The following is a 22,750-nucleotide window of genomic DNA, read 5'->3' on the forward strand; positions in this document are numbered from 1 at the left end:
TTGCAACGCCAGAGATGCCGAGCATGGATTTGAGGCGGGCATCAGTGTCCCGCTCGCTGGTGAGCGCACCGCCGCCGTAAGCCGTGACTTGTTGATACGAGCCTCCTCTTTTCCAATGCCTCGGGCGATGACTCCCACGTTATCGAACAACATGACTTCGGACGATCCGCTGAAGTCACGAGCTAATGCCTCCTATCAACGTGCAGCTCACGATGCCGAAGTCTCTCATCCGGAAAAGGTACGAGGCAGGATATTTGTCGGGAGATCAACTGGCGAACCTGTGACCGAGGCTGCGCCGTCACCGGCCAATATTCCTGCGTCAGCCCGCGGCGCGTTCGGCCATGGTCTCCCGTAGAGCGTCGGCGACCCGCTGGACCGAGAGTCTGCGCAATGACTCGGGTCGGGCCAGCAGGTCGATGCGACGCCGGTTGGCGATCCCCTTCAAGGGGAGCAGCACCACACCCTCACCTACCGAGGCGCCTGCCGTGTATCGGGGGATGACCCCCAGGACATTGCCGGTACCGACCAGCTCGGCGACGGTGGCGTAGTCGTTGATCCGGTGGACGATTTCGGGTGCGCCGCCGGAGACGGCGGCGATAGCGCCGAGGATATCGGCGGGGGAGTACCCCTCCCGGCTGACCGCCCACCGCTCACCCAGCAGGTCGGAGGGGGTCACGGCCTGATGCCTGGCCAGCCGGTGCCCGGTGGGCACGGCGATGTCCAGCGGCTCATTGGCCAGCGGGACCACGGAGACCTGCTGTTCGGGCCAGGGAGGGGTGTGGTCCATCCTGTGGGCCAAGACCAAATCGTAGCGGGAGGTCAGGGCCGGGAAGTCGTCTTGGGCGACGTCCTCATCCGAGAAGAGCAATTGCGGCCCTTGCTCCGCCTTCAGACGCGCCAACAGCGGGGCGAACAGGGATTGCCCGACCGAGTGGAAGCCGGCGAGCGTGACCGGAGCAGCGGCGTCGTTCTGGTAGTTTCCGATGGCCGCACGGGCATCGGCCATCGACGCGATGACGGCGGCACCGGCGTTGGCGAGGATCCGGCCGGCTTCCGTGAGCACCAGGGTCCGGCCTTCCTTGCGGGTCAGCGGGACGTCGACGCCGCGTTGAAGCAGGGCCAATTGCTGGGAAACCGCCGAGGGGGTCACGAACATCGACGTCGCGACGGCACGGACGCTGCCGAGGTCGCCGAGCTCGCGCAGGATCTGCAACTGGTGAACTTCCATTAGCTCATCCTAAATCGTCGCTTCAGATAATGACGCATGTTCTTAACCGTTGAAGTCGTCATTACGGTGTCAGACTGGGGGAAAGACGCGGTCCTCGACCGCCACACCATGCATGTAGCCAGTAAGGATCCCATGAAGGCACTGTATAAATCCGGTCCGCACGAGGGCCTGGAGCTTGTTGATCGGCCCGAACCCGTCACCGGCCCGCATGAGGTCAAGATCCGTGTGGAGACCGCTGGCATCTGCGGCACCGACCTGCACATCCTGGCCTATGACGATGCCGCGCGCTCCATGATCGAGGCCCCGTTGATTCCGGGCCACGAGTTCTACGGCGAGGTCGTGGAGGTCGGCGAATTGGCGACCCACGTCCAGCTCGGCGACAAGGTCTCCGGCGAGGGCCATGTGGTCTGCGGGATGTGCCGGAACTGCCGCGCCGGCCGGCGGCAGATGTGCATCAACACCGTCTCCGTCGGGGTCCAACGTGATGGGGCCTTCGCCGAGTACGTGGTGATTCCCGAAACCAACGCCTGGGTCCACCGCGACGAATCCATCACCCCCGAGCTCGGCGCCATCTTTGATCCCTTCGGCAACGCCGTCCACACCGCACTGGCGTACCCGCTGGTGGGTGAAGACGTGCTGATCACCGGTGCCGGTCCAATCGGGCTCATGGCCGCCGAAGTCGTCCGCCATGCCGGGGCCCGCAAGATCGTCATCACCGACGTCTCCACCGCCCGGCTCGACCTGGCCCGGAGCATGGGCATCGATCTGGCCGTGGACGTCTCCGCCAACCGGATCCGCGAGGCGCAGCTGGAAATGGGCATGGTCGAGGGTTTCGACATCGGCCTGGAGATGTCCGGCCACGCCACCGCGCTGCCGGAGATGATCGACAACATGAACCACGGCGGTAAGATCGCCATGCTCGGTCTGCCCAGCACCAACATCGACATCAACTGGGGCAAGGTTGTCACCCATATGCTCACGCTCAAGGGCATCTACGGACGCGAAATGTACGAGACCTGGTATGCCATGAGCGCCATGCTCGGTTCCAACGCCCAACTACGTGAGCGCATCTCCTCCATCGTCACCGACCGGCTTCCGGCCACCGAGTGGGAAGCCGGCTTCGAAGCCGCCCGTGCCGGCCAAGGCGGAAAAGTCATTCTCGACTGGACCGTGTTCAACTAAACGTCTGTTCCGAAAGGAAGAACCATGTACTCCACCCTGAAGGACCAGCTCACTGCGGAACTGGCAGAAATCACCGACGCCGGAACGTTCAAACACGAGCGCCGGATCGACTCCGCCCAGTCCAGCCATATCGCCGCCGGCGCCCTCGGCCAGCCGGCCCGCGCCGTGCTGAACTTCTGCGCCAACAACTACCTCGGCTTGGCCGACGACCCGCGGCTCATCGAGGCGGCCAAAACCGCCTTGGACGAACGCGGCCTCGGCATGGCGTCCGTGCGCTTCATTTGCGGCACGCAGGATCTGCATCTTGAGCTCGAGCAGAAGGTCTCGGAATTCCTGGGCACCGAGGACACCATCTTGTTCTCCAGCTGCTTCGACGCCAACGGGGGAGTGTTCGAATCACTCTTCGGCCCCGAGGATGCCGTCATCTCCGATGCGCTGAACCACGCCTCCATCATCGACGGGATCCGTCTGAGCAAGGCCAAGCGCTTCCGCTACGCCAACCAGGACATGGATGAGCTGCGGGCCCGGTTGACCGAGGCGAGCAGCATGAACGACGGCGCCGGTCCGCGCCGTTCGGTCGTCGTCACCGACGGGGTCTTCTCCATGGACGGCTTCCTGGCCCCCTTGGAAGCGATTTGCGACCTGGCCGACGAATTCGGTGCCCTGGTGATGGTGGACGACTCCCATGCCGTGGGCTTCATGGGTGCCACCGGCGCCGGAACCCCGGAACACGCAGGGGTATCGGACCGGGTCGATATCTACACCGGGACCTTCGGCAAGGCACTGGGCGGTGCCTCGGGTGGCTACGTCGCAGGCCGCTCCGAGATCGTGGCGATGCTGCGCCAGAAGGCCAGGCCCTACCTGTTCTCCAACTCGCTGGCCCCGGCGATCGTCGCCGCGACGCTGAAGGCCTTGGAACTGGTCGTGGATTCCGGGGAGCTGCGCACCCGCTTGTTTGAGAACGCGGCACTGTTCCGTCGGCGGATGACGGAGGAAGGCTTCGAGCTGCTCGACGGCGAACACGCGATCATCCCGGTGATGTTCGGTGACGCCGCCAAGGCAGCCGCGGTGGCCGATACGATGCTCGAGCATGGGGTGTACGTCACGGCGTTTAGCTTCCCGGTGGTTCCGCGCGAGGCGGCCCGTATCCGCGTCCAACTCTCGGCAGCCCACTCACCGAAGGACATCGAGGCGTGCGTGCAGGCGTTCATCGCCGCCCGGTAGCTGGCGCAACTCAGCATCAACATAGAGGGTCGATCCGGAGCGGTGGGTCGGCCCTCTATGTTGCCCTGCCAGGACGTCGTGGAATCCGGGAGGAATCATCGTCGACCAGTACCTGAAGGCATCATCATTCCTCTGGGCGCCGTTGATGACGGGCGTCGGACCGTGGCCTGCATCCGCAGAGCGACCAGCGGCGATGGTGTGCTCCGGAATACATAGCAGGGGGCAGGAATGGGTTGGATCATATGGCTGATCATAGGAATTATTCTCGTGGGGGCAATGCTGTTCTTTTCCATGAGGAATAGCCTCGATCGGCGGGCGCGCCAGATGCAGGGCGCAGATCCGGAAAGGGCCGCAGCGTTACGCAACATCCGGGCACAGATCAATAGGGGCGGGATGTACCGCTAGCTTCGGCCCGATGCCGGGTCCGGGTTTCCGCCGTCCGGCGGAGCGAACGAACCGCAGCATGAAGAAGGAGGCCGATCCGCAGAAGCGGATCGGCCTCCTTCATGCCCTGGTTACGGGTTGGTGGCGGTGTTTGGTGGCAGGTCCGGCTCAACCGGGGCCGCGTGGGCACCATGCGGCATCGCCTTGGCTGCCTTGCGTTGTTCACGCTTCTCCAGCCGGCCTTCGACCAGTTGGTACAGTACCGGCACCAGGACCAACGTCAGTGCCGTGGAGGAGACCAGTCCGCCGATGACCACGATGGCCAGGTCCTGTGAGATGAACCCGCTGGATCCGGTCACGCCCAGCGCCATCGGCGTCAAGGCGAAGATCGTCGCCAAGGCCGTCATCAGGATCGGGCGCAGCCGCTGTCGGGCACCGTTGACCACGGCGTCCTGGACGCTCTGGCCCTGGCGTCGGTATTGGTTGACCAGGTCGATGAGCACGATCGCGTTGGTGACCACGATGCCGATGAGCATCAACAAACCGATCATCGAGGCCACGCCCAAAGGTTTGCCGGAGATGAGCATGAGCAGAATCGCACCCGTAGCCGCGAAGGGAATGGACACCAGCAGGATCAGCGGCTGGAGCAGGGACCGGAACTCGGCCACCATCAGCAGGTAGACGATCGCGATGGCCACCAGCATGGCCAGTCCCAGTTGCTCGAAGGAATCGGTCTGTTGTGCGCTGACTCCGCCGATCTCCACTGACGCTCCCGCGGGCAGATCGATACCGTCCAAGGAGTCCGTGACCGAGGAGGTCACCGCTCCGAGCTCGCCCTCGTCGGGGGTCAGCGAGACAGTCGCCACGAGTTGGCCGCCTTGCCGGCTGACCGAAGAGGGCACGCTGGTGGATTTGATGTCGGCGAGGTCGGAGAGCTTCTTCATCCCGGAAGCGCTGGGGACCTGGGAGTCTTTCAGCTCCTTCAGCGAGGAGACCGAAGCGCCACTGTCGACATAGACGGAGAGGTCCTGACCGTCGATCCTGATGCTGTCCACGGCCTGCGGGTTGGCTGCGGAAGCCACGATCCCTGAGACCTGCATTTCGGTCAGCCCGGCCTGTGCCGCCTTCTTGCGATCCACCTGGATCTCGATCGTCGGCTGGTCGGCCGCGAGGTCGCTGGCGATATCCGTCGAATGCGGGGTGTCCTTGAGGGCTGAGAGCACCTGGTTCGAAGCCTCGGTCAGCGCCGACTTGTCGTCATGCGCCTTGACGATCACGTCCACCGTACTGCTTCCATAGGCAGCCGCCTCTCCGACGGAGACGTCCTGCCCGTCGGGCAGGTCAGCCAGACGCTTCTGGATGTCCGCGCTGATGGCACTCTGGTCGCCATCAGGGTCGGTGTTCACCGTGTACGACGCCGAATTGGCGCCGCCACCGAGCATGGCAGCCAGACCCTCGCCACCGACGCCGGCGGTGAGGAGGACGCTTTCGACTCCGTCGGAATCCATCAGGGCGTCCTCGGTCGCCTGGGCCTTGGTGCTGATCGTCTTCAGATCGGCCCCGGACTTGAACTCCTGGGTGACCTGCAGGCTGTTCTGTCCGGTGCTGCCCAGAAAATCGACCTTCAACAGCGGCAGGATGCCGGCGGTGAGGACCAGGATCAGTCCGGCGCCGACCAGCGTCCACACAGGGTGGCGCTGGGTGCCACGCAGGATCGGCAGGTAACCGCGCTGTAGCCGGCTCTTGCGTTCCTTGACCTCAGATGCAGCACGGACCTCAGCCGGGTCGACGTCGTGCTGGGGCTGGAGCATGAACCAGTAGGCGAGGATAGGAACGATGGTCAGCGCCACGAACAGCGAGGACATCATCGCGATGGCGACGGTGAGGGCGAAGGGCCTGAATAACTCGCCGACGACATCGCCGACGAGCGCGATGGGGAGGAAAACCATGATCGTGGTCAGGGTCGATGCCGTGATGGCCCCGGCAACCTCCTTCACGGCGGTCAGAATGGCCTGTCGTTTTTCCTCGCCATAGCCCAGATGTCGTTTGATGTTCTCGATGACCACGATCGAGTCGTCCACGACACGGCCGATGGCAATGGTCAAGGCGCCCAGGGTGAGCATATTCAGCGAATAGCCACCCAAATTGAGCCCGATGAACGTCACCAGGACCGAGATCGGGATCGAAATCGCGGTGACCAGCGTCGAACGCACGGAGAGTAGGAAGACCAGGATGACGACGACGGCGAAGGCTAGCCCCAGCAGGCCCTCGATGGCCAGGTGGTTGATGGACTCCTCGATGAACGGGGCCTGGTCGAAGATCGGGGTGATGGCGGCACCGGCGCCCAACGCATCCTTGAAACCGTCGAGCTTGTCGTTGACAGCGTGGGAGATGGAAACGATGTCGGCATCGGGCAGCGCGGTGACCTGGACGGAGAGGCTGGGCTCGCCGTTGGTGCGGGTAATGGACGTCTGCTTTTCGTTGGTCACCTTCACCGAGGCGACATCGCCGATGGTTTGCACCGGACCGCTGGCCGGGGCTGCGGGGGCAGCAGGGGCCTGGCCGTCTGAAGCACCGGGCTGGTCGCCGGCGTCGGAGCCGGCGCCGGGGCGGGCGCCGGGGCCGTCCTCACTGGGTGCGTCCTGGCCTGGAGTGCCACCGGCATCCGCCGGCGGGGTGGACGGCAGCAGGGGCAGGGACTTGAGGGCATCGAGTGATTCGATGGCGCTGCCTGCCTGGACCGAGACTGACTGGTCGTCCTCGACGATGGTGCCTGCTGGCAAGGTCGTGCCATTGGCCTTCAGGGCGGAGGAGATGGCCTGCTGGCCCAGTCCGGCGGCAGCCAGCTTCTTGGCGTCGGGGTCGATGGTGATCCGCTGCTTGTATCACCGCTGAGCTGGACGTCACGGACCCCCTCGATGCCCTTGACCTCCGGCAGGACTGCGGTTTCAAGACTGTGGCTCAGCTCTTCCGCGGAGGCATCCGAGGAAGCAGTCAGCATGACCACGGGAATGTCCGAGGTGCTGCCGGCCAGGATTTCCGGGCTCGTCCCCTCGGGCAGCTTCCCCGAGACGGAATCGACGGCCTCGCGCAGGCTCGATTCGACCTCGTCCTGGTCCAATCCGTATTCGGTGGCCACGGTGATGGTCGACACCGAGGGGGCCGAGGCGGCCGAAACGGTTTCCACCCCGCTGACGCCCTTGATGGCCTTCGAGAGCGGAAGGCTGATCTGCTCGTCGATCAGCTCAGGGCTGGACCCGACGGCGGTGGTCAGGATCGTCGTCTGCGGAACGCTGATCGGCGGGATCAGTTCCTGCTTGAGTGAACCCATCGAAACGAAGCCGGCAACGGCAATGATGAGCGTCAACAGCGCGACGACAGCCCGGTTGGCCAGACTGAGGTGGGCGAGATGGTGCACGAGGGGATCCTTCTGCAGGCAGCGGGGAAGATCAGCCGATAAGCTGTAACCAAATAAGCATAGCCCGTGGCTAAGCATCTGCCTGTTGGTCGCTGCCGGTCACCGGAGGAAAGAGGGGCATGGACGAGAGGGAAGCGCTGATGGGGCGCATCGAGGCGCTGGAAACGAGCTCTGACCGGATGCGTCGGGACGCATCGTTGGAGGCGCTGCTCTCCCTGCCCCTGACTGTTCAGCAGCTCAAGGCCATGGCCGTGGTGATCACGGCCAATGGGGATGCAACATCCCAGCGCATCTCCGAGATCCTTCACGTGTCCCTGGCGACGGTATCGGGGATCGTGGACCGGCTGGTCAGTCACGGGGTCGTTGAACGGGCCCCCGACGAACGAGACCGGCGTTCACGTCGGCTGGTGGCCACCGACCACGGCAGGGAAATGCTCCACGCGGTGCTCATCGACGCCGACCGGTACCGCAAGGCGGCGATGGCCCGGATGCCGGTCGCCGATCTGCGGGCACTGGTCCAGGGGCTCGAAGCCCTGACGGCAGTCGCACTCGTCGACGACGGCACGCCGGCGGGGGATGCCTAGTCCGGATCGTGGGAAACGACGGCGAGGTAGCCCCTGCCGGAGATCTCCGGAGGTGCCGCGTCGTTGCCGATGACGGTATCGAGCCGCTCGAGTCTGAGGGCTTCGGCATCCGAGCCTGCCGAGACTGCCGCGTTGCCCTGGAGGAAGACCGCGTGCTGGTCGCCGAAGACCGGGTGCGGCCGCTTCTTCGAAAGTTCGAGGATGACCACGTGCCCCCGATGTCCGGGCCCGGTGATCAGGTTCAGATCCCTGATCGGTCCCTCCGGCAGGGTGGCACCGGTTTCCGCTCCGCCGTCGAAACGGAACGGCCGGTACTTCTGCAGACCCTGCTCGACGCCGTCAACACTGAGCAGCATGAACTCACCATCGATGACCGTCAGGATCCGTTCGCATCCCGGGAACGCCGAGAACCTGCCCTCCCGGGCCACATCGGCAACGCTGATGCGCCACTGCCAGCCGACGTCGGAGGTCGTGGCGCCCGAACCGGACTCCGGCGGCGCCTCCGAGCGGGTGATCTCCACCGTGGAGCCGCCACCATTGCGCCAGCGTTCAGGGGGCAGGCTCGCGAAACGGATCACGTGGGCCGGGGTGGGGGTACTCATGCACAGGTCCTGACGTCGGGGGCGTGGCGCCTACTGTAGTGCCGAAACCGCGGCACCGTTGGCTGCTGCCAGCACCGTGCCGTCGGCGACCAGGATATGGACCGCCTCGATCTCAGGGGCCAGGTACCTGTCGGTGCCCGGGCCTTCGACAACTTGACGGATCGCCGTGCGGACGGCTTCGACGATCGGCGAGGACTTTGAGGTCGCCAGACCGCCATCGCGCATGTCCAGAGCGCGGGCACTGGTGAGCAGTTCCACGGCCAGCACACGCTGCAGGCCGTCGATCGAACGGCGTAGCTTCAGCCCGGCGGACCACCCCATCGAGACGTGGTCCTCCTGCATGGCCGAGCTCGGGATCGAATCCACCGACGCCGGCACTGCCAGGCGCTTGAGCTCGGAGACGATCCCGGCCTGGGTGTACTGGGCGATCATGTGCCCTGAATCCACACCCGGATCATCGGCCAGGAAGGCATTGAGCCCGTGGCTGCGGGCCTTGTCCAGGAACCTGTCGGTCCGTCGTTCCGAAATGGAGGCCAGATCGGCCACGGCGATGGCGAGGAAATCCAGGACGTAGCCGACCGGGGCACCGTGGAAGTTGCCGTTGGACTCCACCCGTCCGTCGGTGGTGACCACCGGGTTGTCGATGGCAGAGGCCAACTCCAGTTCGGCCACGGATTCGGCGTGGGCCAGGGTGGCGCGCACGGCGCCATGGACCTGAGGTGCGCAGCGCAGCGAGTAGGCGTCCTGCACGCGGGTGAAGGCGTGCGAACCTTCCTTCTGCTCGGCGATCAGCGTCGAGCCTTCCAGTACGGCGAGCATATTCGCGGCGGAGGCGATCTGACCTGGATGCGGGCGCAGGGCATGGAGGTCGGGGGCGAGGACGTCGTCGGTGCCCAGTAGGCCTTCGATGCTCATGGCGGCCGACAGGTCGGCGGTGGCGACCAGGCGGCGTAGGTCTTCGGCGGCCATCAACAGCATGCCCAGCATGCCGTCGGTTCCGTTGATCAGTGCCAGACCTTCCTTTTCGGCCAGGACGATCGGTTCGATGCCCGCGGCAGCCAGGGCTTCGGCGGCCTCGACGAGCTCACCGGTGGCGTTACGGACCATGCCCTCGCCCATGACGGCCAGAGCGCAATGGGACAGCGGGGCCAGGTCCCCGGAGCAACCCAGCGAACCGTATTCTCCGACAATCGGAGTGATTCCGGCATTGAGTACCGCGGCGTATGCGCGGGCGACCTCGGGGCGCACCCCGGTACGTCCGGTGGTCATGGTGTGCAGGCGGTTGAGCATCAGGCCGCGCACGACCTCGCGATCGACCTCGGCGCCGGAGGAGGCGGCGTGGGAGCGGATCAGCGAACGCTGCAGCTGGGCGCGCAGCTCGACCGGGATCTGCTTGGTGGCCAGGGCGCCGAAGCCGGTGGAGACCCCGTAGTGCGGCCGGGTATCGGTGACCAGGGCGTCGATGACCCGGCGCGATTCGGCCATGGCGGACAGCGATTCCTCAGTGATCTCTACACGGGCGTCATGGCGGGCGACCTGCACGACGTCGTGCGGTGCCAGCGGTGCTGGACTCAGGCTGATGTTCTCTGCCATGGGGTATTCCTCTCGTTGGGTGCCTACCGGCAAGAAGAGCTTGCCAAGTGATGACATTCACGTTTCAATAAGTGAAACGCAAATTTTGTCTGGTGGCAAGACAGCTGGCTGTCGGATCCACCTCGGGGCATCGAAACAGGAGGAGACATGGCCGAACCGTCCACCCGCACGGTGGAGCGGGCATTGCACCTGCTCGGCTCCGTCTGCGACGCAGGACATATCAGTCTCGCCGAGGCCGCCCGGCAGACCGGGCTCTCCGCCTCCACGGCCCTGCGGTTGTTGCGGACGCTGGAATCCAGCGGGTTCGTCCGCCGTGAACCGGAAGCCGGCTACCGGCCCGGAATGCGGATCGTCCAGCTCGGCGCGCAGGCGCTGAGTCACGAATCGTTGGTCTCGCTGGCCATGGAATCCCTCCGCCATCTGGTGGCTGCCACGGGGGAGTCCGCGTACCTCAGCGTCCCCTCGGTGGGCGGCACGGCTGCCAAGCACAGCATCTACATCGCCGTGGAGGAAGGGACCCATTCAGTTCGCCACACCTCCTGGGTGGGACGCAGCGTCCCCCTCGAAGGCAGTGCCGTCGGCACGGTCCTGCGGGGCAAAACCCCTGCTGCCGGGTACGTCGTCGTCGACCGCGGCGTCGAAAAGGACGTCACGGCGATCGCTGCACCCATCACCGTGGGCCGAGGAGACGAAACACGGGTGATCGCCGCACTGTCGGTGATTGCGCCGTCGTACCGGATGGACGCCGAACTGATCACCCGGATCGGCCACCAGGTTGCTGCCGAAGCCCACACCATCCTCACCACCCACCAACTCGACACCGAAGCCGGCGACGATGCCGACAGCAAGGAGCAGACGGCATGAGCCAGTCCTTCACCCAGCACGATCCCGCCCGCACCATCCGTGCCGGCCGCGGCACCGAGCTGACCGCCAAGTCCTGGCAGACCGAGGCGCCGCTGCGCATGCTGATGAACAACCTGGATCCCGAGGTCGCCGAGCGGCCCGAGGACCTGGTGGTCTACGGCGGTACGGGAAGGGCAGCCCGGTCTTGGGAGGCCTACGACGCGATCATCCGCACGTTGGAAGGCCTCGAGGACAACGAGACCCTGCTGGTCCAGTCCGGCAAGCCCGTCGGGGTGTTCACCACCAATAAGTGGGCCCCGCGCGTGCTGATCGCCAACTCCAACCTGGTCGGAGACTGGGCCAATTGGCCCGAGTTCCGCAAGCTGGAGGCCGAAGGCCTGATGATGTACGGGCAGATGACGGCCGGCTCCTGGATCTACATCGGTACCCAGGGCATCCTGCAGGGCACCTACGAGACCTTCGCCGCCATCGCCCGCAAGCTCACCGGCGTCGAGGACGGCACGTTGGCCGGCACCTTGACGCTGACCGGTGGGTGTGGCGGCATGGGCGGGGCCCAGCCCCTGGCCGTAACGCTGAACGGCGGGGCCTGCCTGATCGTGGATGTCTCCGAGGAGAGGCTGCGCCGCCGCGAAGGCAAACGCTACCTCGACGAGGTGGAGACCGACCTGGACACCGCCCTGGCCAAGGTCCTGGCCGCCCAGGCCGAGCAGCGTGCGCTTTCCGTCGGTTACGTCGGCAACGCCGCCGAGGTCTTCCCCGAGCTGCTGCGCCGACACCGGGCGGGGGAGCTGAGCATCGACATCGTCACCGACCAGACCTCCGCCCACGATCCGCTGTCCTACCTGCCGGTGGAATACACCCTGGAACAGTGGGACGCCGAGGCGCAGGCCGATCCGATCGGCTTCACCAAGAAGGCCCAGGAATCCATGGCCGTCCACGTCGAGGCGATGGTCGGATTCCAGGACGCCGGAGCCGAGGTCTTCGACTACGGCAACTCCATCCGCGACGAGGCCCGCCAGGGCGGCTTCGCCCGGGCCTTCGCCTTCCCCGGTTTCGTCCCGGCCTACATCCGTCCGCTCTTCTGCGAGGGGCTGGGCCCCTTCCGCTGGGTCGCGCTCTCGGGGGACCCGGAGGACATCCGCGTCACCGATCAGGCGCTGAAGGAACTCTTCCCGGACAACGCCCACCTGCACCGTTGGCTCGACGCCGCCGCCGAGCACGTGGAGTTCGAGGGCCTGCCCGCCCGCATCTGCTGGCTCGGCTACGGCGACCGGGCCAAGGCAGGGCTCCTGTTCAACCAGCTGGTCGCCGACGGCAAGGTCTCCGCCCCCATCGTCATCGGCCGTGACCATCTCGACGCCGGGTCGGTGGCCAGCCCCTACCGCGAAACCGAAGCCATGGCCGACGGCTCCGACGCCATCGCCGACTGGCCGCTGCTCAACGCCCTGACCGCCGCCTCCTCGGGGGCCACCTGGGTGTCCATCCACCATGGGGGAGGGGTGGGCATCGGCCGCTCGATCCACGCCGGGCAGGTCTCCGTCGCCGACGGCACCGAGCTGGCCGCCGCCAAACTCGAGGCCCTGCTGACCAACGACCCGGGCATGGGCGTCATCCGCCACGTCGACGCCGGCTACGACCGCGCCTCCGAAGTCGCTGCCGAACGCGGCGTGCGCATCCCGATGGCGGAATAGCATGAACGAGATCAGCACCGTCAATTCACTGATGGCGGCCATCGCGGACACCGGACGCGATCGGCGCCGCGGCGGCTACACCCGCCCCGTCTACTCCACCCCCGAGCTGGAACTGCGTGAATGGTTCACCACCGAGGCCACCCGCCGTGGTCTCGCCGTCGAACGCGATCCCAACGGCATCATCTGGGCCTGGTGGGATCTGCCCGGCGCCGCATCCACCGAGGGGCGCCGCGGGGCCCTGGTCACCGGTTCGCATCTGGACTCGGTCCCCGGCGGCGGGGCCTTCGACGGCCCGCTCGGGGTCGCCTCGGCGCTGGCCGCCCATGACGTGTTGGCCGCCCGTGAAGCCGCGGGGGACCTGCAGCGCCACCGGGCCATGGCCATCGCCGTGTTCCCCGAGGAGGAGGGCTCCGCGTTCGGGGTCGCCTGCCTGGGGTCGCGGCTGCTCACCGGGGCGATCGAGCCGACGCGGGCGCTGAACCTGCGCGACGGATCCGGCACCACCTTCGCCGAGGCCTCGAAGGCCCAGGGGCTGGACCCCGCGGCCATGGGACGCGATGAGGCGGCACTGGCCCGGATCGGCGACTTCGTCGAATTGCACGTCGAGCAGGGGCTGGGGCTCAATGGTGAGGACCATGTCGATGCGGCCGGCCGCGGACCCGCGGTGGCCGTGGCCTCCTCGATCCTCGGACACGGCCGCTGGCGGTTCTCCGTGTCCGGGCAGGGAAACCATGCGGGAACCACCTTGATGACCGACCGGGCCGATCCGATGGTCGCTGCCGCCCAGATGGTGTTGGCCGTCCGGAAGACCGCAGCAGGCCAGACCGGGGCGCGGGCCACCGTCGGACGATTGGAACCACTCCCCGGCGGGACCAACGTCATCGCCTCCCGGATCGATTTCTGGATGGATGTGCGCCACCCCGACGATGCGGTCACCGCCATGCTGGTGGAGCGGATCCACGGCCAGGCACAGAAGATCGCCGCCTTCGAAGGCTGTTCGGTGACCATGACCGAGGAATCCTATTCGGGCACCGTGCATTTCGATGCCACCCTCACCCGGACCCTGCAGAACTCGGTGCGCCGCACCACTGCTGCGGCCCCCGCCCTGTCCACCGGTGCCGGGCACGACGCCGGGGTGCTGGCTGCCGAGGTCCCCACCGGGATGCTCTTCGTGCGCAACCCCTCGGGCATCAGCCATTCGCCCGAGGAGCACGTCGAGGACGAGGACGCCACCGCCGGCACCGTGGCCCTGGGCGACGCGCTGGAGGACCTGCTGTGAGCGGGGCCGCGGAAGACCTCGTGAAGGTGCCGGGCCCGGTGAACGCGCATTCGCATGCCTTCCACCGGATCCTGCGCGGGCGCACCCATGAGGGGGCGACCGGTGGGGCCGGGGACTTCTGGACCTGGCGCGAACGGATGTATGCCGCCGCCGACCAGCTGGATCCGGCCGGCTACGAACAGCTGGCCACCGCGGTGTTCGCCGAGATGGTGGTCAGCGGGTTCACCGCCGTCGGCGAATTCCATTACCTGCACCATGGCCCCGATGGCACCCCCTATCCCGACCATGACATGGAACGCGCGCTGGCCCGGGCCGCCCGGGCCGCGGGAATCCGACTGGTCCTGCTGGACACCTGCTATTTGTCCGGCGGACTCGATGCCGAGGGGGCCCCGGTGGAGCTCAATGCCACCCAACGACGCTTCTCCGACGGAGACGCCGCCGGGTGGGTGGGCCGCCATGCCGCCTTGCGGGCGGCCCTGGCCTCCGAGGAACCCGCCACCGGGGCCGACGGGGCGGGCCTGGTGACTCTGGGCGCGGCCCTCCACTCGGTACGGGCCGTCCCTCTCCAGGCCCTGCCGGTCATCGCGGCGGCCCTGGAACCGGGCGAGCCGCTGCATGTGCACCTCTCCGAGCAGCCCGCGGAGAACCAGGGGTGCCTGGCCGCCCACGGGGTGAGCCCCACCGCCCTGTTGGCCGGGCAGGGGCTGTTGGGTCCACGCCTGTCGGCGGTCCATGCCACCCACCTCACCGAGGCCGATATCGCCGCCCTGGGGGCCGCCGGCTGCTCGATCGTGATGTGCCCGACGACGGAGGCCGATCTGGCCGATGGCATCGGCCCGGCGCGGGCCCTGGTCGACGCCGGGGCGAACCTCGCCCTGGGCACCGACCAGCATGCGGTCATCGACCCGTATCTGGAGATGCGGGCCCTGGAATACGGTGAACGCCTCCGCAGCGGGATCCGCGGCCGCTTCGCCCCGGCGGAGCTGTCGGCGGCTTCGCGGGCCGGGGGGCTGCGCAGCCTGTCCCTGCCCGGCAACGACGACCACCTCCTGGTTGACGCCGGTAGTCTGCGCACCGCCGGTAGCCGGGTGGCCCAGCTGCCCTTGACGGCCACCGCCGCCGACGTCCACGCTGTGGTCATCAATGGCGTCGAGGTCGCCCGGGAGGGAATCCACACCCGGCTCGGCGATCCTGCCGCCTTGTTGAGGACCTTCATCTACGAGCATCGGGAGTTCGCATGAGTGCCACCTTGGTGACCAATATCGGGGAATTGACCACGCTGGACCCTGACGCACGGGTATTGGCCGGTGCCGCCGTGGTCATGGACCGGGGGCGTATCGCCTGGATCGGGCATCCCCGCCAGGCCCCGGCGGTGGATACCGTGTACGACGCCGGGGGCCGGGCCGCGCTGCCGGGCTGGGTGGATTCCCATACCCACCTGATGTTCGCCGGGGACCGGGCCGCCGAATTCGAGGCCAGGATGGCCGGCGCCGACTACGCGGCCGGGGGGATCAGCGTCACCATGGAGGCGACCCGGACCGCCACCGATTACGAACTCACCCGACTGCTCATGGGCCGGGTGGCCGAGGCCGCCGCCGGGGGGACGACCTACCTGGAGACCAAGACCGGCTACGGCCTGGATGTCACCGAGGAAGCCCGCCACGCCCGGATCGCCTCCACGATCGTGGACCAGGTCACCTATCTGGGCGCCCATCTGGTCCCGCCGGGCGCCGACGCCGAGCAATACACCGATCTGGTCTGCTCCGACATGCTCTCCGCCGTGCGCCCCTACGTGAAATGGGCGGATGTGTTCTGCGAACGCGGGGCCTTCACCGAAGACCAATCCCGCAGGGTCCTGGCCGCCTCCCGTGATGCGGGCCTGGGCCTGCGGGTCCACGGCAACCAGCTCGGTCCCGGGCCGGGGGTGCGGTTGGCCGTGGAATTCGGGGCCGCGAGCGTGGACCATGTGAACCACCTCGACGAGGCGGATGTCGACGCGCTCGCCGGATCCTGGTCCGGTTGGGATGCCGCGAGCGGAACGGGGGAAGCCGGGACCGTGGCGACCTGCCTGCCCGCCTGCGACCTCTCGACCCGGCAGCCGCTGGCCGAGGGGCGCCGGCTGCTCGACGCCGGCGTCCAGATCGCCCTGGCCTCGAACTGCAACCCGGGGACCAGCTACACCAGTTCGATGGCCTTCTGCGTTTCCACGGCGGTGCTGCAGATGCGCCTGTCCCTGACCGAGGCCCTGCAGGCCGCGACGATGGGCGGGGCCCTGGCCCTGGGGGTGCAGGACCAGGTGGGCAGCATCGAGGTCGGCAAACGGGCGGATCTGCAGCTGCTCAACGCACCGTCGGCGGCCCATCTGGCCTACCGGCCGGGCATGCCGTTGACCGGGGCCGTCTGGCGGGCCGGGCAGCGGGTGGATCGGACCGCCGTGGGGTCCGCGCCACTGGCATAGTATTCACCTATGCGTAGCAAGAGCCTGTGGCCGGAAATCCTGATCGTCCTGGGGCTCTCGCTGGGGCAGTCCGCCCTCTACGCGATCGTTTCGCTGATCGACAAGCTCAGCCGCGGCCCGCTGGGATCACAGACGACCACGCTGAATAATTCGCTCAGCAACCGGCAGTACTTTGATCTGACCTACCAGCTGATGGACATCATGTTCGCCCTGGTTCCGGTCGCCCTGGTGTTCTACCTGTTCTATCTGGCCGGCAGGAACGGGTTCCGTGCGCTCGGATTCGATCTGCGCCGGCCCGGAAAGGATTCATGGCAGGGGGTGGGGCTCTTCGTGCTGATCGGGGTCGGCACCCTGGGGCTCTACGCCGTGGGCCGGACGCTGGGGGTGACCACGGCCCTCGTCCCCGAGGCGCTGGAACCATATTGGTGGACCATCCCGGTGCTGGTGCTCTCGGCCATCCGGCACGGGATCCTGGAGGAGACGATCATGATCGGGTACCTCTTCGACCGGTTGCGGCAGCTGGGCTGGGGGACCTGGCCGATTATCCTCACCAGCGCGGTGGTGCGGGGCAGCTACCACCTCTACCAGGGGTTCGGTCCGTTCCTGGGCAACGCCGTCATGGGGGTGATCTTCGGCTGGATCTACACCCGGACGGGCCGGGTCATGCCATTGGTCATCGCCCATGCGCTGCTGGATATCGCCGGTTTCGTGGGGTATTCGCTCATCGGTTCGGCGATCGGGTTGGGAACCTAGCCACCCCTGGACCTACAGCTTGTAGGCAAACGCCTACAGGGTGTAGGTTCAATGCATGAAACGTGCACCCCTTCACCAGGCAGCAGTGGTCCAGGCAGCCGCCGAACTGGCTGACCGGGATGGCTTCGAGGCCATCACGGTCTCGGCGTTGGCCCGGGAGGTGGGCGTCCGCCCGGCCAGCCTCTACTCGCATGTCAAGGATCTGGCAGCCCTGCTGGACGGGGTGCACGAACTCGTCCTCGGCGAGGTGGCCGAGGCGGTGGCCGCGGGGATCGCTGGGCGCTCCGGATACGAGGCGCTCGTGGGTCTGGGTGAAGCCCAGCGCGACTTCGCCGGGCAGCACCCCGGCCGGTGGGCCGTCCTGGCACGGCCCGCCACGCCGAAGACCGCACGCTCCGCGGGGGCCATCCGCCTCGTTGACCTCACCTTCTCGGTGCTCCGCGGCTACCGCCTGCCGGAGACCGAACTGGTGCACGCGACCCGATTCATGGGCGCCACGGTCAACGGGTTCCTGGCCCTGGAACGGGCCTCCTCCTTCGAGCACCGCGACGAGCAGACCCGGACGTCTTGGCATCGCGCCCTGGAAGCCCTCGACCGCGCCCTGGCTAGCTGGCCCACCACCACAGAGCAGGAGCACTGATGATCACGACCGACCTCACCACAGACCTCGTCCGGGGCGCCGCCGAACTCGAGCAGACCCCCGACGGGATGCGGATCCACCGGCTGCCGGCCTGGGTGCGCCGGCAATACCCTGAACAGACCCTCATTGACCGTGAATCCCAGCCCGCGGGCGTCCGCATTGTCGTGAGGACGACTGCGACCCGGATCAAGCTCGTCTCCCATTCGACGCACACCGCGTTCCGGGGGAGCGAAAGGCCCCGTGGCCGCATCGACGTCTTCGTCGACGGCAGCCTCCAGCTCGGCGACGAACTCACCGGCGGGGACGCCGTGGAAATCGACATGGCCGCCGGCTCGATGCACCACGTGGCCGGGCCCCACCACACAACCGTCGTGGAGGGCCTCGCGCCAACGGAGAAGACGCTCGAATTCCACCTCCCCCACAATGAATCCCTGGAGTTGATCAGCCTCTGCTCCGACAAGCCGCTCCACCCCGCGCCCCGGACCCGTCCGCTGTGGGTCCACCACGGCAGCTCCATCAGCCAGGGATCGAACGCGGCATCCCCCAGCGGGATCTGGCCCGCCGTGGCAGCCCGCCGGGGCGGGGTCGAACTGCACAACCTCGGCTTCGGGGGCAGCTGCTTCGTGGACCCCTTCATGGCGCGGGTGATCCGCGATGCGCCAGCGGACGTCATCAGCGTCAAACTCGGCATCAACATCGTGAACCTGGATGCCATGCGCGTGCGGACCCTGGTCCCGGCCATCCACGGATTCCTTGACACCATCCGCGAGGGGCATCCCACCACGCCGCTGGTGTTGATCTCCCCGATCTTCTGCCCGATTCACGAAAGCACGTCGGGCCCCGGCACGATCGTCCCGGAGAGCCTGGGGACCAGCCAGGTCAAGTTCAGCGCGACGGGGACCCCAGGGGATGAATCGGCGGGACGGCTGACCTTGGAGGTCATCCGCCGCGAGATGCGCTCCCTGGTCGAAGACCGGGCGGACGATGCGAACCTGTACTTCCTGGACGGACTCGAGCTGTATGGGGCCCCGGACGAGGCCGAGCTGCCGCTGCCGGACAACCTGCATCCGGATTCCGCAACGCATCAGCTGATCGGCGATCGCTTCGCCGATCGGGTCTTCGCCGCCGACGGACCCTTCGCGGCGGTGCCGCGGCACTGATCCGGGACGGCACAGAGCGAAAACGACGGCGGCCCGCGGGCCGCCGTCGTTCGGTGTTCCACCTCCGTGAGCGGATCAGAGGGTGATGGTCCCCGAGGGGGTCTCGAAGGTCACCGTCATGATTCCCGGGGTGCCATTGGGGGCCTCCCACTGGACTTCGACATCGCCCAACGGCGACTCCGAGGGGGTGCCCAGCCATTCGCGGACCCGTTCGACCGAACCGGCGATCGCGATCCCGGAGATATGCCCCTGCGGATCCAATGCCCGGGAGGGGTGCAGGTCCTCGGTGCCGGTATCCCAGCGCAGCATGTAGGGCACCTGCGGGTCGGCGATCAGGCCCTTGATGCCGATCTGCTGCCACGTCAGTTCTTGGCCGTCGGGGAACTTGCGGTTGCCCGGGACCGATGACCGGCCCAGACGTTCCTCGAACGGGGCCAGGTCGTCAACGGCGACGCACCAACCCATCCATCCGCCACCCATCTCCGATCGGGCCCGGACGGCCTGGCCGAACGGCGCCTTGTCCGAGGACGGGTGGTCCAGGACCTCCACGACCTCCAGGTACTGGGTGTTCTTCAACGGGAAAATGACGTTCCTGGTCCCGAAGCGGGGATGAATGCCTCCCTTGACGGACTCGATCCCCAGAGTCTTGCCGACACGGGCGGCCGTCGCGGCCAACCCGTCTGGTCCACATGCGTACGAAACGTGATCCAACCTCATCATGGCTTCATGATCGCACTTTGTGAGGTGCGTCTCGACTTAGGGTGCCCTAAATCACCATGGTTCGTATTTTCCTCGACCCGTTTCCCGGGCCTCCATCGCGGCCGTCAGGAGGGGGACCGGACGGGGGAGGGGGAGGAATGTTGCGCCCTGCGGTCATATTGACGCCGCGTTGTTGCGGCGGCCGCCCCGATCCACAACACTGGAGGCAGGTCATGAGTGCCAGCGCGAAACCCCGGTTTGCTGGCCGGCAACCCTCCACTCGCGGTGGGGTGCCCCGGGTGAAGACCTGGTTCGCCTCCACAAGGAGAACGGACAAGCGCGGGTCACCTCCCGGCGTTCCCTTCCGGGACCGCCGTGGAACAGGGGCCCCTGAGTCGTAGAAGGGGACAGAAATGTCTGCATCATGGTCTTTTGAAACCCGCCAGGTCCACGCCGGACAGGCACCGGATCCCACCACCGGGGCCCGGGCGCTGCCTATCTACCAGACGACGTCGTATGTCTTCCCCAGCGCCGAGAGTGCCGCAGCACGCTTCGCGCTGAAGGAACTCGAGCCGATCTACACCCGCATCGGCAACCCGACGCAGGAAGCCGTCGAAACCCGGATCGCCGACCTCGAAGGCGGGGTCGGGGCCCTGCTGCTGGCCTCGGGCCAGGCGGCGACCACGCTTTCGATCCTCAACCTCGCGGGAGCCGGGGACCATATCGTGGCCAGCCCGAGCCTCTACGGGGGAACGCAGAACCTGTTCAAGCACACGTTGAAGCGCCTCGGCATCGAGGTCACCTTCGTGGAGGATCCCGACCACCTGGATTCCTGGCGGGCCGCGGTGAAACCGAACACCAAGGCATTCTTCGGTGAGGTCATCTCCAATCCGCGCCAGGACGTCCTGGATATCGAGGGCGTCAGCACGGTGGCCCACGAAGCCGGGGTCCCGCTCATCGTGGACAACACCCTGGGCACCCCGTACCTGGTCCGCCCCATCGAATTCGGTGCCGACATCGTGGTGCACTCGGCCACGAAGTACCTGGGCGGGCACGGAACCTCCGTCGCCGGGGCCATCGTTGATTCGGGCAACTTCGACTTCGCGGCCGACCCGGAACGCTTCCCGGAATTCAATACCCCCGACGAGTCCTACAACGGGCTGGTCTTCGCCCGCGATCTGGGGGTCGACGGCGCCCTGGGGGCGAACCTGGCGTTCATCCTCAAGGCGCGCGTCCAGTTGTTGCGCGATCTGGGTTCGGCGGTCTCCCCGTTCAACGCCTTCCTGATCGCCCAGGGCCTGGAAACCCTGAGCCTGCGCATGGAACGCCATGTGGCCAACGCGCAGAAGGTCGCCGAATGGCTCGAGGCCCACGCCCAGGTCGACTCCGTCGCCTTCGCCGGCCTGCCCTCCAGCCCCTGGTACGAACTCGGCCGCAAATACGCCCCGCGGGGCGTCGGCGCGGTCCTGGCCTTCGAGATCTCCGGCGGCGAACCGGCCGGCCGGGCCTTCGTCGACGGCCTCGAACTGCACTCCAACGTCGCCAACATCGGCGATGTGCGCTCGCTGGTGATCCACCCGGCCTCCACCACGCACTCCCAGCTCTCCGACGCCGAACGCGCCGCGGCCGGGGTGGGAGCCGGACTGGTGCGCCTGTCGGTGGGCATCGAGCACATCGACGACATCATCGCCGACCTCGAGGTCGGTTTCGCCGCCGCGGCCGCCGCCGGGGACGAAGCCGCAGAGGCCGCCCCGGAAGTCCAGGCCGTCCGGTGAGCCAGGGCGTCGGCGACGTGAGGGAACGACGTCAGGCCCCCGGGGCGCCGTTGATCCGTGACGGCATCCTCAAATGCGTGCCCATCGGCGGCTACCGCTTCGAGACCGGCGGCTGGCTGCCCGAGGTGATGATCGGCTACGAGACCTGGGGGACCCTGGACGCCCGGGCCTCCAATGCGGTGCTGTTGCTGCACGCCCTGACGGGGGATACCCATGTCTCCCGGGGGCACAGCCAGGAAGAAGGCTGGTGGGAAGGACTCGTGGGTCCGGGAAAGACGATCGATACCGACAGGTTCTTCGTCGTGGCCCCGAACATGGTCGGCGGCTGCTATGGCTCCAGCGGGCCCTCCAGCCTCGACCCCGACGGGCAGGCCTGGGGCTCCCGGTTCCCGTTCACCACGGTGCGGGATTCGGTGCGCACCGAGGCCCGGTTGGCCGACTACCTGGGCATTTCACGCTGGCACTCCGTCCTGGGCGGTTCCCTCGGTGGAGCGCGAGCGTTGGAATGGGCGGTGGAATACCCCGAACGCGTGGCCCGGTGCGCCGTCATTGCGGCCACCGCGGTCGCCTCCGCCGAACAGATCGCCTTCGGGCAGATCCAGACGCAGGCCATCCGGCTGGATCCGGACTTCTCCGGTGGCGACTTCTACGGAGCGGCGCCCTCGGCCGGCGCCCTCGACGCCGTCGGCACCGTGGCCCGGGGCAGTGGCACCGGCCCCCTCGCGGGGCTGGGGATCGCCCGCCGGCTGGCCCACATCACCTACCGTTCCGAGCCGGAACTGGAGATCCGTTTCGGGCACGAGGGCCAGGCCGAGGAGGACCCCTTCGGCAGCCCCGGCTTCGACCGGGGCCGGTACCAGGTCGAAAGCTATCTGGACCACCAGGCCGGCAAGCTGGTGACCCGCTTCGACGCGAACTCCTACATCGTGCTCACCGAGGCACTGGTGGGGCATGACGTCGGACGGGGACGGGGCGGGGTCGAGGCCGCCCTGGCCCGGACCGGCGGGGTGGAATTCCTCATCGCCGCCGTCGACAGCGACCGGCTCTACGGCCCGCAGCAGTCCGAGCGCCTGGCCGCTGCCCTGCCGGAGACACCGCAGGTCCAGTACATCCATTCACCGATCGGCCACGATGGCTTCCTGACCGACATCGAACAGTTGAACCAGGTCCTTCGTTCGGGGTTCTACGCCTGAGGGCCCCGCCCCGGGAACCTAGT

Annotated in this window: 19 protein-coding genes and 1 riboswitch; of the genes, 13 read left to right on the forward strand and 6 right to left on the reverse strand. The window is 67.3% G+C overall.

Annotated features, from left to right (window positions below):
- Nucleotides 1-319: 319 nt before the first annotated feature.
- A complete protein-coding gene (locus tag ACT3S6_RS12665) occupies nt 320-1,228 on the reverse strand; it encodes a LysR family transcriptional regulator (RefSeq protein ID WP_444555248.1) in 909 nt (302 codons plus the stop codon).
- Between the two features lie 132 nt (nt 1,229-1,360).
- On the opposite strand from ACT3S6_RS12665, the gene tdh reads away from it, so the two are divergent.
- A complete protein-coding gene (tdh, locus tag ACT3S6_RS12670; protein WP_444555249.1) occupies nt 1,361-2,410 on the forward strand; it encodes an L-threonine 3-dehydrogenase in 1,050 nt (349 codons plus the stop codon).
- 24 nt (nt 2,411-2,434) lie between these two features.
- On the forward strand, nt 2,435-3,634 hold the full coding sequence (locus ACT3S6_RS12675) for a glycine C-acetyltransferase (protein ID WP_444555250.1): 1,200 nt from the start codon (nt 2,435-2,437) through the stop codon (nt 3,632-3,634).
- Between the two features lie 515 nt (nt 3,635-4,149).
- Here the strand turns inward: ACT3S6_RS12675 and ACT3S6_RS12680 are convergent.
- The gene (locus ACT3S6_RS12680; protein WP_444555251.1) at nt 4,150-6,801 is read right to left on the reverse strand and encodes an efflux RND transporter permease subunit; all 2,652 of its coding nucleotides are present in this window, start codon (nt 6,799-6,801) and stop codon (nt 4,150-4,152) included.
- A gap of 17 nt (nt 6,802-6,818) precedes the next feature.
- The gene (locus ACT3S6_RS12685; protein WP_444555252.1) at nt 6,819-7,436 is read right to left on the reverse strand and encodes an efflux RND transporter permease subunit; all 618 of its coding nucleotides are present in this window, start codon (nt 7,434-7,436) and stop codon (nt 6,819-6,821) included.
- Nucleotides 7,437-7,555: 119 nt separating this feature from the next.
- Between ACT3S6_RS12685 and ACT3S6_RS12690 the strand changes: the two genes are divergently transcribed.
- Nucleotides 7,556-8,020 (forward strand): MarR family winged helix-turn-helix transcriptional regulator, encoded by a 465-nt coding sequence (locus tag ACT3S6_RS12690; protein ID WP_444555253.1) that lies wholly within the window; start codon nt 7,556-7,558, stop codon nt 8,018-8,020.
- Here ACT3S6_RS12690 and ACT3S6_RS12695 read toward each other — a convergent pair.
- Both ACT3S6_RS12695 and hutH read right to left on the reverse strand, forming a co-directional pair.
- Nucleotides 8,017-8,622 (reverse strand): HutD/Ves family protein, encoded by a 606-nt coding sequence (locus ACT3S6_RS12695; RefSeq protein WP_444555254.1) that lies wholly within the window; start codon nt 8,620-8,622, stop codon nt 8,017-8,019. The genes ACT3S6_RS12690 and ACT3S6_RS12695 overlap by 4 nt on opposite strands.
- A 30-nt stretch (nt 8,623-8,652) precedes the next feature.
- Nucleotides 8,653-10,215 carry a histidine ammonia-lyase gene (hutH, locus tag ACT3S6_RS12700; protein WP_444555255.1) on the reverse strand — a complete coding sequence of 521 codons (1,563 nt, stop codon included), beginning with the start codon at nt 10,213-10,215 and terminating at the stop codon, nt 8,653-8,655.
- 147 nt (nt 10,216-10,362) lie between these two features.
- Here hutH and ACT3S6_RS12705 point away from each other — a divergent pair, with 147 nt between their 5' ends.
- Genes ACT3S6_RS12705 through ACT3S6_RS12740 form a run of 8 tightly spaced genes read left to right on the forward strand, consistent with a single transcriptional unit; the run spans nt 10,363 to nt 19,060 of the window.
- The gene (locus tag ACT3S6_RS12705) at nt 10,363-11,079 is read left to right on the forward strand and encodes an IclR family transcriptional regulator (RefSeq protein ID WP_444555256.1); all 717 of its coding nucleotides are present in this window, start codon (nt 10,363-10,365) and stop codon (nt 11,077-11,079) included.
- On the forward strand, nt 11,076-12,770 hold the full coding sequence (locus ACT3S6_RS12710; protein ID WP_444555257.1) for a urocanate hydratase: 1,695 nt from the start codon (nt 11,076-11,078) through the stop codon (nt 12,768-12,770). The genes ACT3S6_RS12705 and ACT3S6_RS12710 overlap by 4 nt, the downstream gene beginning before the upstream one ends.
- Nucleotide 12,771: 1 nt before the next feature.
- Nucleotides 12,772-14,049, forward strand: coding sequence for an allantoate amidohydrolase (locus ACT3S6_RS12715; RefSeq protein ID WP_444555258.1), 1,278 nt, complete (start codon nt 12,772-12,774; stop codon nt 14,047-14,049).
- Nucleotides 14,046-15,290 (forward strand): formimidoylglutamate deiminase, encoded by a 1,245-nt coding sequence (locus tag ACT3S6_RS12720; protein WP_444555259.1) that lies wholly within the window; start codon nt 14,046-14,048, stop codon nt 15,288-15,290. Before ACT3S6_RS12715 ends, ACT3S6_RS12720 begins: the two co-directional genes overlap by 4 nt.
- Complete coding sequence (gene hutI, locus ACT3S6_RS12725; protein ID WP_444555260.1) at nt 15,287-16,507, forward strand: imidazolonepropionase; 1,221 nt, start codon at nt 15,287-15,289, stop codon at nt 16,505-16,507. Before ACT3S6_RS12720 ends, hutI begins: the two co-directional genes overlap by 4 nt.
- 9 nt (nt 16,508-16,516) lie before the next feature.
- The gene (locus tag ACT3S6_RS12730) at nt 16,517-17,260 is read left to right on the forward strand and encodes a CPBP family intramembrane glutamic endopeptidase (protein ID WP_444555261.1); all 744 of its coding nucleotides are present in this window, start codon (nt 16,517-16,519) and stop codon (nt 17,258-17,260) included.
- A 55-nt stretch (nt 17,261-17,315) separates the two neighbouring features.
- Nucleotides 17,316-17,900 carry a TetR/AcrR family transcriptional regulator gene (locus tag ACT3S6_RS12735; protein ID WP_444555262.1) on the forward strand — a complete coding sequence of 195 codons (585 nt, stop codon included), beginning with the start codon at nt 17,316-17,318 and terminating at the stop codon, nt 17,898-17,900.
- Nucleotides 17,900-19,060 (forward strand): GDSL-type esterase/lipase family protein, encoded by a 1,161-nt coding sequence (locus ACT3S6_RS12740; protein ID WP_444555263.1) that lies wholly within the window; start codon nt 17,900-17,902, stop codon nt 19,058-19,060. Before ACT3S6_RS12735 ends, ACT3S6_RS12740 begins: the two co-directional genes overlap by 1 nt.
- Nucleotides 19,061-19,135: 75 nt before the next feature.
- Here ACT3S6_RS12740 and ACT3S6_RS12745 read toward each other — a convergent pair whose 3' ends face one another.
- Nucleotides 19,136-19,780, reverse strand: coding sequence for a VOC family protein (locus tag ACT3S6_RS12745; RefSeq protein ID WP_444555264.1), 645 nt, complete (start codon nt 19,778-19,780; stop codon nt 19,136-19,138).
- A gap of 208 nt (nt 19,781-19,988) precedes the next feature.
- Nucleotides 19,989-20,105: riboswitch (SAM riboswitch) on the forward strand.
- 67 nt (nt 20,106-20,172) lie between these two features.
- On the opposite strand from ACT3S6_RS12745, the gene ACT3S6_RS12750 reads away from it, so the two are divergent.
- Entirely contained in the window at nt 20,173-21,534 is a 1,362-nt protein-coding gene (locus ACT3S6_RS12750) for a bifunctional o-acetylhomoserine/o-acetylserine sulfhydrylase (RefSeq protein ID WP_444555265.1), read from the forward strand.
- A 17-nt stretch (nt 21,535-21,551) separates the two neighbouring features.
- A complete protein-coding gene (gene metX / locus ACT3S6_RS12755) occupies nt 21,552-22,727 on the forward strand; it encodes a homoserine O-acetyltransferase MetX (protein WP_444555266.1) in 1,176 nt (391 codons plus the stop codon).
- Nucleotides 22,728-22,750: the final 23 nt, after the last annotated feature.

The sequence above is a fragment of the Arthrobacter sp. AOP36-C1-22 genome (genome assembly GCF_052377515.1).
GTDB lineage: Bacteria > Actinomycetota > Actinomycetes > Actinomycetales > Micrococcaceae > Arthrobacter_H.